The sequence below is a fragment of the Sphingomonas sp. Leaf21 genome (assembly GCF_916858675.1).
Lineage (GTDB): Bacteria > Pseudomonadota > Alphaproteobacteria > Sphingomonadales > Sphingomonadaceae > Sphingomonas.
Genome location: NZ_CAKASM010000003.1, coordinates 248,456 through 263,673 on the forward strand (window position 1 = coordinate 248,456; position 15,218 = coordinate 263,673).

At 69.0% G+C, this 15,218-nt stretch carries 12 protein-coding genes; all 12 read left to right on the forward strand.

What is annotated here, in order from left to right; translation table 11 throughout:
• Window positions 1–48: 48 nt before the first annotated feature.
• Window positions 49–1,428, forward strand: a complete 1,380-nt coding sequence (locus tag LRP66_RS05165; RefSeq protein WP_230481437.1) for a UDP-N-acetylmuramoyl-tripeptide--D-alanyl-D-alanine ligase — start codon at window positions 49–51, stop codon at window positions 1,426–1,428.
• Complete coding sequence (gene mraY / locus LRP66_RS05170) at window positions 1,428–2,498, forward strand: phospho-N-acetylmuramoyl-pentapeptide-transferase (protein ID WP_230481438.1); 1,071 nt, start codon at window positions 1,428–1,430, stop codon at window positions 2,496–2,498. The genes LRP66_RS05165 and mraY overlap by 1 nt, the downstream gene beginning before the upstream one ends.
• A complete protein-coding gene (murD, locus tag LRP66_RS05175) occupies window positions 2,495–3,898 on the forward strand; it encodes a UDP-N-acetylmuramoyl-L-alanine--D-glutamate ligase (protein WP_230481439.1) in 1,404 nt (467 codons plus the stop codon). Before mraY ends, murD begins: the two co-directional genes overlap by 4 nt.
• Before the next feature lie 47 nt (window positions 3,899–3,945).
• A complete protein-coding gene (locus LRP66_RS05180; protein WP_230481460.1) occupies window positions 3,946–5,127 on the forward strand; it encodes an FtsW/RodA/SpoVE family cell cycle protein in 1,182 nt (393 codons plus the stop codon).
• Window positions 5,124–6,275 (forward strand): undecaprenyldiphospho-muramoylpentapeptide beta-N-acetylglucosaminyltransferase, encoded by a 1,152-nt coding sequence (gene murG / locus LRP66_RS05185; protein ID WP_230481440.1) that lies wholly within the window; start codon window positions 5,124–5,126, stop codon window positions 6,273–6,275. The genes LRP66_RS05180 and murG overlap by 4 nt, the downstream gene beginning before the upstream one ends.
• On the forward strand, window positions 6,272–7,687 hold the full coding sequence (gene murC, locus LRP66_RS05190) for a UDP-N-acetylmuramate--L-alanine ligase (protein WP_230481441.1): 1,416 nt from the start codon (window positions 6,272–6,274) through the stop codon (window positions 7,685–7,687). Before murG ends, murC begins: the two co-directional genes overlap by 4 nt.
• Window positions 7,684–8,571: a UDP-N-acetylmuramate dehydrogenase gene (gene murB, locus LRP66_RS05195; protein WP_230481442.1), complete on the forward strand. Its 888-nt coding sequence runs from the start codon at window positions 7,684–7,686 to the stop codon at window positions 8,569–8,571. The genes murC and murB overlap by 4 nt, the downstream gene beginning before the upstream one ends.
• Before the next feature lie 169 nt (window positions 8,572–8,740).
• The gene (locus LRP66_RS05200; protein ID WP_230481443.1) at window positions 8,741–9,673 is read left to right on the forward strand and encodes a D-alanine--D-alanine ligase; all 933 of its coding nucleotides are present in this window, start codon (window positions 8,741–8,743) and stop codon (window positions 9,671–9,673) included.
• The gene (locus LRP66_RS05205; RefSeq protein ID WP_230481444.1) at window positions 9,670–10,626 is read left to right on the forward strand and encodes a cell division protein FtsQ/DivIB; all 957 of its coding nucleotides are present in this window, start codon (window positions 9,670–9,672) and stop codon (window positions 10,624–10,626) included. The genes LRP66_RS05200 and LRP66_RS05205 overlap by 4 nt, the downstream gene beginning before the upstream one ends.
• A gap of 7 nt (window positions 10,627–10,633) precedes the next feature.
• Entirely contained in the window at window positions 10,634–11,893 is a 1,260-nt protein-coding gene (gene ftsA / locus LRP66_RS05210) for a cell division protein FtsA (RefSeq protein WP_230481445.1), read from the forward strand.
• Window positions 11,894–12,012: 119 nt separating this feature from the next.
• Entirely contained in the window at window positions 12,013–13,539 is a 1,527-nt protein-coding gene (gene ftsZ, locus LRP66_RS05215) for a cell division protein FtsZ (RefSeq protein WP_230481446.1), read from the forward strand.
• Window positions 13,540–14,214: 675 nt separating this feature from the next.
• The coding region (locus tag LRP66_RS05220) for a tetratricopeptide repeat protein (RefSeq protein ID WP_230481447.1) at window positions 14,215–15,218 on the forward strand (1,004 nt) is incomplete at its 3' end.

Genomic DNA, 15,218 nt, shown 5'->3' on the forward strand with positions numbered 1-15,218 from the left:
CCGCAAGCTGTCGCTGCATTACGGCGCCTCCGCGCCGGGAGGGCGTCCATGAGCCTGTGGACCGCGCGGGAAATCGCCGCCGCGACCGGGGGCGTCGCCTCCGCCGACTTCGCGGTATCGGGCGTCGCCTTCGACAGTCGCGAGGTGGGGCCGGGCGATCTGTTCGTCGCGATGCGCGGCGATGCGACCGATGGCCACCGCTTCCTGGACCAGGCCTTCGCGCAGGGTGCGACGGGCGCGCTGGTCAGCGACGCTTGCGACCATCCCTCGGTCCGGGTCGATGACAGCTTCCACGCGCTGGAGGATCTGGCGCGTGCCTCGCGGGCGCGCAGCGACGCGGTGATCATCGGCGTCACCGGTTCGGTCGGCAAGACCAGCGCCAAGGAAGCGCTCTACGCCGCGCTGGAACGCGGCTGGCGCGGGCAGGTCCATCGCTCGGTGAAGAGCTACAACAACCATACCGGCGTACCGCTCAGCCTCGCCCGGATGCCGCGCGACGTTCGTGCGGGCGTGTTCGAGATGGGGATGAACCATGCGGGCGAACTGTCCGCGCTGACCGCGATGGTCCGCCCGCACATCGCGATCGTCACCGCGATCGCGCCGGCGCATACCGAATTCTTTCCCGACGAGTCCGCGATCGCCGATGCCAAGGGCGAGATCTTCCAGGGGCTCGAGCCCGGTGGCACCGCGATCATCCCCTATGACAGCCCGCACCGCGACCGGCTGATCGCCGCCGCCCGGCCCTACGCGGCGCATATCGTGACCTTCGGCTTCGATCCGGCCGCCGACGTCCGCGCGGTCGAGGCGATCCGCAGCGCGACGGGCGGCAGCTTCGTGACCGCCAGGCTCGGCGACCGCGAGTTGAACTTCACCCTGTCGCAACCGGGACGCCACTGGGTATCCAACGCGCTCGCCGTGCTGGCGGCGGTCGATGCAGCGGGCGGCGACCTGGGGCTGGCGGGCCTCGCACTGGCGGAGCTCGGCGGTTTGCCGGGACGGGGCGCGCGCTTCCGCACCGGCAACGGCGCGCTCGTCATCGACGAAAGCTACAACGCCAACCCCGCTTCGATGCGCGCCACCCTGGCCGTACTGGCCGAGGAGCCGGGACGCCATGTCGCGGTGCTGGGCGAGATGCGCGAATTGGGCGAGGACTCCGCCGACTATCATGCGGGACTGGTCGAGCCGATCCTCGCGGCGCGCGTCGAACGGGCGTTGCTCGTCGGTGAGTCGATGGCGCCGCTCGCGGCCGCGCTTGAGGGGCGGGTGGAATTCGTCCATGTGACCGATGCTAAGGCCGCGCGTGAGGCGCTGGCTTCGATCATGACGCCCGACGACGTGGTGCTGATCAAGGGGTCGAACGGCGTTGGGCTGTCGCGCGTGGTGACGGCGCTGCGTGACGATCGGCGAACGGGCGGGGCGCAAGACTAATGCTGTACTGGATCGCGGAGCATCTGGGCTTTCCGGGGCTTTTCAATCTCATCCGCTACCAATCCTTTCGCACCGGCGCGACGGTGGCGACCGCCCTGTTCATCGGCCTGCTGATCGGGCCGCGTTTCATCGGCTGGTTGCGCGTCCGTCAGGGCAAGGGGCAGCCGATCCGCGCCGACGGGCCGCAGACCCATCTCGCCAAGCGCGGTACGCCGACCATGGGCGGGCTGATGATCCTGACCAGCATGGCGCTGGCGATCATCATCTGGATGAACGTCTTCAACCCCTATGTCTGGGCGTGCCTGTTCGTCACCCTGGGGTTCGGCGCGATCGGCTTCCTCGACGATTATGACAAGGTGCGGAAGGCCTCGACCGCTGGCGTGTCGGGGCGGACCCGGCTGCTGCTCGAATTCGCGATCGCGGGCATCGCGGCGTGGATCATCATGGGGCAGAACGGGCCGCACCTCTACCTGCCCTTCACCTCGCGCATGTATATCGACCTCGGCTATTTCTACCCGTTGTTCGCCGCGTTCACGATCGTCGCGTTCGGCAATGCGGTGAACCTGACCGACGGGCTCGACGGTCTGGCGACGATGCCGGTGATCATCGCCAGCGTCGCGTTCATGGTCATCGTCTACCTCGCCGGTAACGCCAAGTTCGCCGACTATCTGGGCATCCCGCACGTCCCCGGCGCGGGCGAGCTGGCCATCTTCTGCGGCGCGGTGGTCGGCGCGGGGCTCGCCTTCCTGTGGTTCAATGCGCCCCCGGCGGCGGTGTTCATGGGCGATACCGGCAGCCTGGCGCTGGGCGGTGCGCTGGGCACCATCGCGGTCGTCGCGCATCACGAGATCGTGCTGGGCATCATCGGCGGCCTGTTCGTGGTCGAGGCGCTGTCGGTCATCATCCAGGTGTTCTTCTACAAGCGGACCGGCAAGCGGGTGTTCCGCATGGCGCCGATCCACCACCATTTCGAGCAGCTCGGCTGGTCGGAGCCGACGGTCGTGATCCGCTTCTGGATCATCGCCTTCGTGCTGGCGCTGGCGGGTCTGTCGACGTTGAAGCTGCGATGATCGTCGCGGGCGACTGGGCGGGACAACGTTACGCGGTGCTGGGGCTCGCACGCTCCGGCGCCGCGACCGTTTCGGCGCTGCTGGCGGGCGGCGCGAGCGTGGTCGCGTGGGACAGCGATCCCGCCCGGCGCGAGGCTATCCTCCCCGGTACGGGGAGGGGGACCAGCGAAGCTGGTGGAGGGGGAGCGCCGCAAGCGACCCCCTTTTCCGATACCCCCCTCCACCACCAGCCTGCGGCTGGCGGTCCCCCTCCCCGTGCCGGGGAGGATCTGGTGATCGCGCCGCTGGACGATCTGTCGGGCTTCGACGCGCTCGTCGTGTCGCCGGGCGTGCCGCTCAACAGCCACCCGCTGGCCGCCGCCGCCCGCCTGGCCGGGGTGAAGGTGATCGGTGACATCGAACTCTTCGCGCAGGCGCGGCATGATCTGCCCCCGCACAAGGTGGTCGGCATCACCGGCACCAACGGCAAGTCGACCACGACCGCGCTCGTCCACCACATCCTGAAGGCGGCGGGTTTGCCCACCCTGATGGGCGGCAATATCGGCCTGCCGATCCTGGGACAGGTGCCGCTGCCCGATGGCGGGGTCTATGTGCTGGAGTTGTCCAGCTATCAGATCGACCTGACGCGCAGTCTGGATTGCGACGTGGCGGTGCTGCTCAACATCACGCCCGATCACCTCGACCGTTATGACGGATTCGCGGGCTATGCCGCGTCCAAGGCACGGCTGTTCGCGATGCAGTCGGCAGGACATGTCGCGGTGGTCGGTACGGGTGACGAGGCCTCGGTCAATATCGCGCAGGGGCTGGCGGGGCGAACCGACGATCTCGTGACGATCGCGCTCGACACCATGCTCGACCAGAGCCGCTGGCCCGCGCTGCAGGGTCCGCATAACGCCCAGAATGCGCAGGCGGCGATCGCCGTCGCGCGCGCACTGGGCATCGGTGACGACGCGATCGAGCGCGGCCTTGCGAGCTATGCCAGCCTGCCGCACCGGATGCAGCATGTCGTGACCCGCGGCGGCGTCGCGTTCGTCAACGATTCCAAGGCGACCAACCCCGAATCCACCGCCCCCGCGCTCGCCGCGTTCCCGCGCGTCCACTGGATCGTCGGCGGCAAGCGCAAGGGCGAGGATCTCGACGCCTGCGTGCCCCATCTCGGCCATGTCGTGGCGGCCTATACGATCGGCGAGGCGGCACCACTTTTCTTCGACCTGTTGAAGGACAGGGTTCCCGTGGTCGAGCAATCGGGCACGCTGGAGGCGGCGGTCGCCCATGCGGCGGCGGCGGCGCGGCCGGGCGACACCGTCCTGCTGTCCCCCGCCTGCGCCAGTTTCGACCAGTTTCGCGATTATGAAGCGCGGGGCGATGCCTTTCGCGCGGCGGTGGAGGGTCTGGCGTGAGTGATCGCACTGCAAAGTCCGGCCCGCGACCCGGGCTGATCGGCTCGATGAAGGGCCGGGGCGGGCGCGGCGACCGTTCGCCGCTCGGCACCTGGTTCTGGGATATCGACCGGGTGCTGCTGCTGCTCACCCTGTTCCTCATCGCGATCGGCCTGATCGCCGTCGCCGCCGCGAGCCCCGCGACCGCGATCCGCTATTCGGGCGAGCACCGGAAGTTCGCGCCGCTCTATTATTTCTGGCGACAGGTGATGTGGGTCGGCGTGTCGCTGCCGGTGCTGTTCGCCGTCTCGATGCTGCCGGTCGTTACCGCGCGGCGGATGGCGGTGCTGGGCACGGGCGTGTTGATCGCGATCCTGGCCGTCACGCCCTTCATCGGGGTGGAGATCAACGGCGCAAGGCGCTGGATCGGCTTCGGCATCGCGCAGTTCCAGCCATCCGAATTCCTGAAGCCGCTGTTCATCGTGACGATGGCGTGGGTCCTGTCGCTTCGCGCCAAGGAGAAGGATCTGCCCGCGACGCTCATCACGATGGGCATGACCGGGCTGGTCGCGGGTCTGCTGATGCTGCAACCCGATTTCGGCCAGACCATCGTCTTCTGCCTGGTCTGGGTCGCGCTCCTGATGATCTCGGGCACGCCGATGCGGGTGATGGTCGCGATCGGATCGCTGGCGCCGATCGGGCTGGTCACCGCCTATATGTTCTACGGCGTGGCGCGCAGCCGGATCAACGCCTTCCTCTTCCCCGATGTCGACGGAGAGGGTGCGGCGGACCATTTCCAGGTCAATGCGGCGCACAACACGCTGACCGCTGGCGGCTGGACCGGCACGGGACCCGGCGGCGGCTCGGCGAAGTTCGGCCTGCCGGAAGCGCATACCGACTATATCTTCTCGGTGATCGGCGAGGAGTTCGGGTTGATCGCCTGCTCGATCATTGCCCTCGTCTTTCTGGCGATCGTGGTGCGCGTCTTCGTGAAGCTGCTTGACGAACAGGACGAGTTCAAGCTCTACGCCGCGTCCGGACTGGCCGTGCAGTTCGGCGCGCAGGCGCTGATCTCGATGGCGGTGAACACGGGGCTCGCTCCGTCGAAGGGCATGACCCTGCCGTTCATCAGCTATGGCGGCTCGTCGATGATCGCGCTGTCGATCGGGATGGGGTTGTTGCTGGCGTTCACGCGGCGCAACCCGTTCCTGACGCGCAGCCCCTATGTAGTCAGGTGGAGCGGGCAATGAGCCGTCACTTCGTCCTCGCCGCCGGAGGCACCGGCGGCCATATGGTCCCCGCCGCCGCGCTGGCGGCCGAGCTGACCCGGCGCGGCCACCGCGTCGCGCTGGTGTCGGATGCGCGCGGCGTGCGCTTTCCGGGGCTGTTCGAGGATATCCAGACCCATGTCCTGCCCGCCGGGCGCTTCGCCGGTGGACCGGTGGGCTGGACCAAGGCCCTGCGCGAGATGTGGCGCGGCCGCGCGATGGCGCGCGAGCTGTACCGAACCTTCCGTCCCGAGGCGGTGATCGGCTTTGGCGGCTATCCCGCCATGCCCGCGCTGCTCGCCGCCTTCGCCGAGAATATCCCGACCGCGATTCACGAACAGAATGCGGTGCTCGGCCGCGTCAACCGGCTGGTCGCGGGCAAGGTCGATGCGATCGCGCTCTCCTATGCTGACACGCAGCGCCTGAGCGCCAAGCATACCGACAAGACCCGGCTGATCGGCAATCCGGTTCGCGATCAGGTGCTGGCGTTGCGTTCGCGGCCCTATCCGCTGCTGGAGGAGGACGGGATCTTCCGCGTCCTCGTCACCGGCGGCAGCCAGGGCGCGAGCATATTGTCCAAGGTCGTGCCCGATGGCCTGGCCATGCTGCCCGTCACCTTCCGGCGGCGGTTGCAGGTCACTCATCAGGCACGGATCGAGGATATCGACGAAGTTCGCGCCAAATATGCCGAGCATGAGATTCCGGCCGAGCTAGCCACCTATCTGCCCGACCTTCCCGAGCAACTCGCCTGGGCGCATCTGGTGATCGCGCGGGCGGGCGCCTCGACGCTCGCCGAGCTGACGGTCGCGGGGCGGCCCGCGATCCTCGTGCCGCTGCCATCCGCGACCGACGATCACCAGACGGTGAACGCACGCGAGATGACGCAGGCGGGGGGCGCAAGGACGATCGCGCAGAAGGACTTCACGCCGGTCGAACTCGCCAAGCAGATGCAGAAGCTGGGCCTCGATCCGGCGGCGCTGGAAAATGCGGCGGGCCGTGCGCGCGGTTGCGGTCGGCCCGAAGCGGCGAGCGATCTCGCCGATCTGGTCGAGAATCTCGACGCGCCGCGCATGGTCTTGCCGGTCGGGGCGGCACGAAAGGGACAGAATTTGGCAGGGGTGGGCGCATGAAGGGCGTCGCGACGGATATCGGTACGATCCACTTCGTCGGGATCGGCGGTATCGGCATGTCGGGCATTGCCGAGGTGATGAAGAATCTCGGCTACCGTGTGCAGGGCTCGGACGTGGCCGAGGGCTATGTCGTGCAGGGGCTGCGGACCAAGGGTATTCCGGTCGCCATCGGCCATGCGGCGGACAATCTGGGCGAGGCGGTGGTGGTCGTCACCTCGACCGCGATCACCCGCTCCAACCCCGAAGTCGAAGCCGCGCTGGAACGCCGCATCCCCGTGGTGCGCCGCGCCGAGATGCTGGCCGAGCTGATGCGCCTGAAGTCCACCGTCGCGGTTGCGGGTACGCATGGCAAGACGACCACCACCTCGATGGTCGCGGCGTTGCTGGATGCGGGCGGTGTCGATCCGACCGTCATCAATGGCGGCATCATCAACAGCTATGGCTCGAACGCGCGCCTGGGCGCCTCAGACTGGATGGTCGTGGAGGCGGACGAGAGCGACGGCAGCTTCCTGCGGCTCGACGGCACGATCGCGGTCGTGACCAATATCGACCCCGAACATCTCGACCATTACGGCTCGTTCGACCGCGTGAAGGACGCGTTCGTCGAGTTCGTCGAGAATGTGCCCTTCTACGGCGCGGCGCTTCTTTGCCTCGACCATCCCGAGGTGCAGAACATTCTGCCGCGCGTCCGCGACCGCCGCGTCGTGACCTATGGCTTCTCGGCCCAGGCCGATGTGCGCGGCGTCAACGTCACGCCGATCCCCGGCGGCAATCGGTTCGAGGCGATCATCCGCCACCGCGACGGTACGGCCCGCTCGATCGAGGGGATCGAACTGCCCATGCCCGGCCGCCACAATGTCCAGAACGCGCTGGCGGCGATCGGCGTCGCGCTGGAACTGGGGATCGACGACGCGACCATCCAGCAGGGCTTCGGCCAGTTTGGCGGGGTCAAGCGGCGCTTCACCAAGGTCGGCGAGATCGCGGTGGACGGCGGTGTCGCGACCGTGATCGACGATTACGGCCATCACCCGGTTGAGATCCGCGCGGTGCTGGCCGCCGCCCGCGAGGGCGCGCGCGGGCGCGTGATCGCGGTGGTGCAGCCGCACCGCTTCACCCGGCTCGGCAATCTGATGGAGGAGTTCCAGACCGCCTTCAACGATGCCGACCGTGTGCTCGTGACGCCGGTCTATGCGGCGGGCGAACAGCCGATCGAGGGCGTCGACGCCGACGCGCTGGTCGAGGGGCTGAAGCGGCGCGGGCATCGCTCGACCGCCACGGTCGCCGATGCGGATGCGCTGGCCGAGGAACTGGCGGGCTCGATCCGCGCGGACGACATGATCGTCTGCCTGGGGGCAGGGGACATCACGAAATGGGCGGCGGGTCTGGCGAGCGCCATCGAGGCGCGCCGATGAACCTGCCCGACACCGCCGGCCGATTGACGCACGGAGCGGCCCTGGCGCCGCTCGTGTGGTTCAAGGCGGGCGGACCGGCCGAATATCTGCTGGAGCCGAAGAGCGTCGAGGATCTGTCGGCCTTCCTGCGCGGGCTCGACCACCAGGTGCCGGTGATGGCGCTGGGCCTCGGCTCGAACCTGATCGTGCGCGACGGCGGCGTGTCGGGTGTGGTCGTGCGGCTGGGCAAGCCCTTCGCCCATGCGCGTCCGGGGGAGGGGCACCGCATCACCTGTGGCGGTGGTGCGTCGGGCATCCTCGTGTCGTCCAACGCACGCGATGCGGGGATCGGCGGGCTGGAATTCCTGCGCTCGATCCCCGGCACGGTCGGGGGCTTCGTGCGGATGAACGGCGGGGCTTATGGCCGTGAGGTGGCCGATGTGCTGGTGTCCGCGACGGTCGTCCGTCGCGACGGCACCATCGAGACGCTGGGCGTCGCCGATCTCGACTACACCTATCGCCACTCGAACCTGACCGACGGGACGGTGGTGGTGGAGGCGACCTTCCGGGGCCATGCCGCCGAACCGGAGGCGATCCAGGCCGAGATGGACCGCATCGCCGCCGCGCGCGAGGCGTCGCAGCCGCTGCGCTCCAAGACCGGCGGTTCGACGTTCAAGAACCCCGACGGCCACAAGGCCTGGGCGCTGGTCGATGCGGCGGGCTGTCGCGGTCTGACGCGCGGCGATGCGCAGGTGTCGGAGAAGCATTGCAACTTCCTGCTCAACCTCGGCAACGCCACCGCCGCCGACATCGAGGCGCTGGGCGAGGAGGTGCGGACGAAGGTCAAGGCCCATTCGGGCGTGACGCTCGAGTGGGAAATCCAGCGCGTCGGAGTGGCGAAGTGAGCGCCACCTCCCCAATCCTCCCCATCTTCGATGGGGAGGGGGACCGCCGCGAAGCAGTGGTGGAGGGGCGAGGGGCTTGCCCCTCCACCAGCCTGCGGCTGGTCCCCCTCCCCAAGCAGAGCTTGGGGAGGATTGAAGAAGACTCCACGCCAACAACAAGGATCGCGTGATGCATATCGTCGTACTGATGGGCGGCTGGTCGGCGGAGCGGCCGGTGTCGCTGATGTCGGGCGCGGGCGTCGCCGATGCGCTGGAGCGCAAGGGCCACCGCGTTACCCGGATCGACATGGGTCGCGACGTCGCGGCGCAGTTGGTCGCGGCCGGGCCCGACCTCGTCTTCAACGCGCTGCACGGATCGCCCGGTGAGGACGGCACGGTGCAGGGGATGCTCGACCTGATGGGCATTCGCTACACCCATTCGGGCCTCGCCACCTCGGTCATCGCGATCGACAAGGTGCTGACCAAGCAGGCGCTGGTGCCCCACGGCATCCCCATGCCCGGCGGTCGCATCGTGCGGTCGGAGGAACTGTTCGCCGGCGATCCCCTGCCACGCCCCTATGTGCTGAAGCCGGTCAACGAGGGCTCCTCGGTCGGCGTCGCGATCGTCACCGACACCAGCAACCACGGCAATCCGATCGCCCGCGACGCGGCCGGTCCCTGGGCCGAGTTCGAGGAATTGCTGGCGGAACCCTATATCCGGGGTCGCGAGCTGACCACAGCCGTGCTCGGCAACCGCGCGCTGGGCGTGACCGAACTCAAGCCGAAGAATGGCTGGTACGACTTCGACGCGAAATACACCGACGGCCTGACCGAGCATGTCTGCCCCGCGCAGATTCCGGACGACATCGCCGAGGCTTGCAAGTCGCTGGCGCTCGAGGCGCACCGGATCCTGGGGTGTCGCGGTGCCTCGCGCTCCGACTTCCGCTGGGATGACGAGCGCGGCGTCGACGGGCTCTTCCTGCTCGAGGTCAATACCCAGCCGGGCATGACCCCGCTCAGCCTGGTGCCCGAGCAGGGGCGCCATATCGGCATGGACTATGACACGCTGGTCCAGGCGATCGTCGACGAGGCGCTGGCCTGGTACGAGGATCAGGCGGGATGAGCCGGACGATCAAGCGCGGGCCGCCGCCCCGCCGCCCGGTGCCGCGCCGTCGCCAGCCGGTCAAGCGCGCGACGCTGTCCGAACGCTTGCTGGCGAGGGTGCCGGTCAGCGAGGAGGCGGTCAAGAAGGCGGTCACCTGGACGATCCTGGGCGGCGCGGGTGCGGCGCTGCTGGCGGTCGCGGCCTATGTCGGCGTCCCCGGCATGATCGGCACGGCGATCGCCGAGCAGGCGGGCCATGCCGGTTTCCGCGTCCAGCAGATCGAGGTCACGGGCCTGAAGCGCATGGATCGGATGACGGTCTATGCCGTGGCCCTCGACCAGCAGAGCCGCGCCATGCCGCTCGTCAATCTGGAGGACGTGCGCGCCAAGCTGCTGCGTTATGGCTGGATCAAGGACGCGCATGTCTCGCGCCGCCTGCCCGATACGTTGCTCGTCGATATCGAGGAGCGGACCCCGGCGGCGGTGTGGCAGGACAATGGCCAGCTCACCCTGATCGATGCGGGCGGCGTGCTGCTCGAGCCGGTGCAGCCCGAGGCGATGCCCGATCTGCCGCTGATCATCGGGCCGGGCGCCAATTTGCAGGAGCCGGGCTATCAGGCGCTGCTTGCCGCCGCGCCCGCTCTGAAACCCCGCGTCAAGGCGGCGACCTGGATCGGCAATCGCCGCTGGGACCTGACCTTCGACAGCGGCGAGACGCTGGCCCTGCCGGAGGACGGTGCCGGGGCGGCGCTGATGAAATTCGCGGCGATGGACGGCTCGCGCCCGCTATTGGGGCGCGGCTGGCTGCGCTTCGACATGCGCGACCCTGCAAAGCTGGTTGCGCGAAAGCCCGGTTTGAATCAGAATCATGCCCTGGCCGAACCGGCGCAGGCGGGCGCGACGAATGCGACCGCACCCGCGACGGACGGCGGCGCGGAGGGGCCGCGCGGCGACGGGGAAATACAGGGGTAGCAAGAGCATGGCAAAAATTGCACCCGAAGGGCTGATCACCGCCCTAGACATCGGATCGTCCAAGGTGTCGGCGCTGATCGCGCGCAAGGGGGACGGTGGCGAATTGATCGTGCTGGGCACCGGCCAGCGCGAGAGCCGGGGCGTCAAGCGCGGCTATATCGCCGATATGGGCGCGACCGAGGCGGCGGTGCGCGAAGCGGTCGAGCAGGCCGAGCGGATCGCCGGGCTGAACATCGAGAATGTCTGGGTCGGTTTCTCCGCCGGTGGCCTGGTGTCCGACGTGGCCGAGGTGGAGTTCGAGCTGGGCGGTCATCAGGTCGAGCAGGGGGATATCGATGCGCTGCTGGCCGCCGGGCGCAACTCGATCGATCCGCAAGGCCGGATGGTGCTTCACGCGCAGCCCGCGCTCTATACGCTGGACGGCCTGACCGGGGTGAAGAAGCCGCTCGGGCTTCATGCCGACCGGCTGGGCGTGCATATCCATGTCGTCGCCGCCGATGGCTCGCCGGTGCGCAACCTCGATCTCTGCGTCCGCTCGGCGCATCTGGAGGTCAAGTCGATCATCGCGGCACCCGTGGCGACGGGCCTCGCCTGCCTGTCCGACGAGGAGCGCGAGCTGGGCGTCGCGCTGGTCGAGATGGGAGCGGGGATCACCAATGTCTCGCTGTTCGCGGGGGGGATGCTGGTCGGGCTGTGCTCGCTGCCGATGGGCGCGGCGGACATTACCGACGACGTCGCCTCGGCCTTCGGCACGCGGCGGCAGATGGCCGAGCGGATGAAGTGCTTCCACGGCTCGGCCAACGCCTCCCCGCGCGACAATCACGACATGATCCAGGTGACGCCGATCTCCGCGGAAGATGGCGGCGACACGATGCAGATCACCAAGGCGCAGCTCATCGCGGTCATCCGCCAGCGGCTGGAGCATCAGATGGGTGAGATTCGCAAGGCGCTCCAGCATCTGAAGTTCGAGGGGCCGGTTGGGCGCCAGGTCGTGCTGACCGGCGGTGGCGCCGAGCTGAAGGGCATCGCCGACTATGCGCAGCAGGCACTGGGGCGCTCGGTTCGGATCGGCCGACCGCGCGGGCTGTCCGGCCTGCCCGATGCGCATGGCGGACCGGCTTTCGCGACGCTCGCAGGGCTGGCATTCTACGCCGCGACCGATCCGATCGACCTGCGCAGCATCGCGCCGACCAATCAGACCGTGCATCGCCCGAGCGGCATGGGGCTGTTTCGGCGGCTCATTCAGGCTGCGAAGGCAAATTATTAAGCAAAAGCGTCGTAGGTTCGACGGTTTTGGGTTGGCACCGGGCCTTTCTGTGGTGCATCAACGATCAATCAGGGGCCCGGTCTTAGCGTATCGATCGGGAACGGCGGAGTAGAATTGGGATGAGCATCGAATTCATCGCACCCGAGGTCGACGAGCTGACGCCGCGTATCGCGGTGATCGGCGTCGGCGGTGCCGGCGGCAACGCGATTGCGAACATGATGCGCGCCGAGGTGCAGGGGGTCGATTTCCTCGTCGCCAATACCGACGCGCAGGCGCTGAAGCAGTCGATCGCGCCGCGTCGTATCCAGCTGGGTGCGAAGATCACGCAGGGCCTGGGCGCGGGCAGCCGTCCCGAGATCGGTCGCGCGGCGGCCGAGGAGACGATCGAGGATCTCTCGCGCCTGCTCGAGGGCAGCCACATGTGCTTCATCGCGGCGGGCATGGGCGGCGGCACCGGCACCGGTGCGGCCCCGGTCATCGCCAAGGCGGCGCGGGACATGGGCATCCTGACCGTCGGCGTGGTCACCAAGCCCTTTGCGTTCGAGGGCAATCGTCGCGCCAAGTCGGCGGACGGCGGCATCGAGGAACTGCAGAAGTACGTCGATACGCTGATCGTCATCCCGAACCAGAATCTGTTCCTGATCGCCAACGCCAACACCACGTTCAAGGAAGCGTTCGCGATGGCGGACGAGGTGCTGCAGCAGGGCGTGCGCGGCATCACCGACCTGATGGTCATGCCGGGCCTCATCAACCTCGACTTCGCCGACGTCCGCTCGGTGATGCAGGAGATGGGCAAGGCGATGATGGGCACCGGCGAGGCGACCGGCGACAATCGCGCGATCGAGGCGGCGCAGAAGGCGATCGCCAACCCGCTGCTCGACGGCGTGTCGATGCAGGGCGCGAAGGGTGTCATCATCTCGATCACCGGTGGCGACGACATGCGCCTGCTCGAGGTCGACGAGGCGGCGAATCACATCCGCGAGCTGGTCGATCCCGAGGCCAACATCATCTGGGGTTCGGCGTTCAACCCCGAGCTGGAGGGTCGTATCCGCGTCTCGGTGGTCGCCACCGGCATCGACGCCGACGTCAAGCCCGGTACGGCGGCCCCGACCGAGACGCAGCGCAGCAGCTTCAGCATGGGCGGCATGGCCCGCAAGCCGGACGAGACGCCGAGCTACCGGCCGAGCGAACCGGCGGCGGTGACGCCCCCGGCGCCAACCCCAGCCGCGCCGGTCGAGCAGCCCGCCACCGCCGCCGCGCCGGTCGCGCCCGCGCCGTCGGCCGCTCCGGTGGTCTCCGCGCCGACCGCCGCCGCTGCGCCGAAGCCCGCGCCCGCGCAGAACGGCGACGACGAACTGGTTCTGGGGGCCGACACGATCGTCCCCGCCGCGCCGACTCCGGAGGCGCAGCCCCAGGCGACCGAGCCTGCACCGGGCAGCGAGGAAGCGCGTCGCCGCTGGCTCGCTCCGGGCAGCGAAGCGGGCGAGGCTCCCGCCCAGCCAGCGCCTCGCGTAAAGCTCGGCGGTACGCTGTTCGAGCGCATGTCGAACGCCGCGCGTGGTGCGCAGCGTGACGACAATGCCCAGGGCGGCACGGACCCGTCGCTGGACATTCCGCGCTTCCTGCATCGTCAGAACAACCAGTAAGATGGAGCGCCTCCCGGCCTTTTGGGCGGGGAGGTGACAGGGCAGGGGCCTGCGCGATCCGTCGCGCGGGCCCTTCCTGCGTTTCCGGCCTGGCGGCAATGCCGGGGCAGGGGGCGAACGATTTTCACGCCTTCCATCCCAGCGGAGGCTGGAATCTCCGGGGGATGGCGGGACAGGCGTCGCGTGAGGCCAAAGCGCTCGCTGGCACGACGATTCGGGTTTGGTTAATCGGACTCCCGCTCCCCGCTCCCTGCATCCACCCCGGCGCACGCCGGGGTCCAGTTGCAGGCGTAGAGTGTTACGGTCCGGCGTCTCCCCATCTGGATCCCGGCTTCCGCCGGGATGGTTCTGTGGCTTCAACCTTCTGCTTCCCCCGCGAAGGCGGGAGCCCAGTGTTTTCGCCGCGAGCCGATGTGGCAGAAGGCACCGGACCCCCGCCTGCGCGGGGGAACGGTGGCTGTGGTCATGACAGCGAGTTCTCCAGGGGCGTCGCCAAGGGCAGAAATCGCGCGAATGTCGACCGGCGGTGGCCCGCGCCGTGTAGCATCGGCCCAACCGCCCCGTCCCCCTCGACGCTCCAACCCTGTTGGTCGACACCGCAGAGCGCCCGGGCGCGTGACGTGCGCGTTGGGCATTGCGGTGCGCGTCGAAACGCGCTTTATGCGACACGGTCCCATGACGTTCGCATTCCTTCCTCGCGCCTCGTTGGCGCTCGTCCTGGCGCTCGCGATTTCGCCGGTGCCTTTGTCCGCGCAGGAGGTGGTGCAGCCGCTTCCCGGAACCACCGACGCCGACCGTCTGGGCGACGTGATGCGTCGCGTGGCGCAGGATCCGCGCAACGTCGATGCGCTCGTCGAGGCGGGTGAGCTTTCGATCAAGCTGGACGATCTGTCGGGTGCCGCATCGCTGCTGGCGCGCGCCGAGAAGGTCGATCCGCGCGACCCGCGCGTCAAGGCGGGGATGGCGTCGATCCTGGTCCGTTCGGAGCGGCCCGGCGAGGCGCTGCGCTATTTCACCCAGGCGGAGGCGGCGGGCCTGCCGCCCGCGCGCTTCGCCGCCGATCGCGGTCTGGCCTATGATCTGGTCGGCGATCAGGCGCGGGCGCAGCGTGACTATCGGCTGGCGCTCGCCAATGGCGCGGGTGACGAGGTCGTCCGGCGCTACGCCCTGTCGCTGGGGATTTCCGGACAGCGGGAACAGGCGCTCGAACAACTCGATCCGCTGCTGCGCAAGACCGACCGTGCGGCGTGGCGCGCCCGCGCCTTCATCCTGGCGATGGGGGGCGACTTGCCCGAGGCGACGCGGATCGCGAGCACCATGATGCCGCCGCAACTGGCGCAGGGGCTCCAGCCCTTTTTCCAGAGGTTGCCCAGCCTGCCCGCCGTCGACCGCGCCTTCGCGGTGCATTTCGGCGAGACCCGTGCGACGCCCGAGCGGTTGGCCGATGCCCGGCTGGCGCCCGTCCTGCCGGTGCTGACGCCCGAACCGGTAGCCCTGGCGTCGGCGCGGACCGCGCAGCCGGTCGCGGTCGCCGCGCCGGTGGCCACGCGCGAGGAGCGGCGGCGTGGCGGACGGTCGTCGCGCACCAGTCGCGGCGTGGCGCTGGCGTCGACCGCGACCCAGCCGGTCACGCCCGCCGCGCAACCGACGCCGACGCCGGTGCCGCCGTCCCGGGCCGC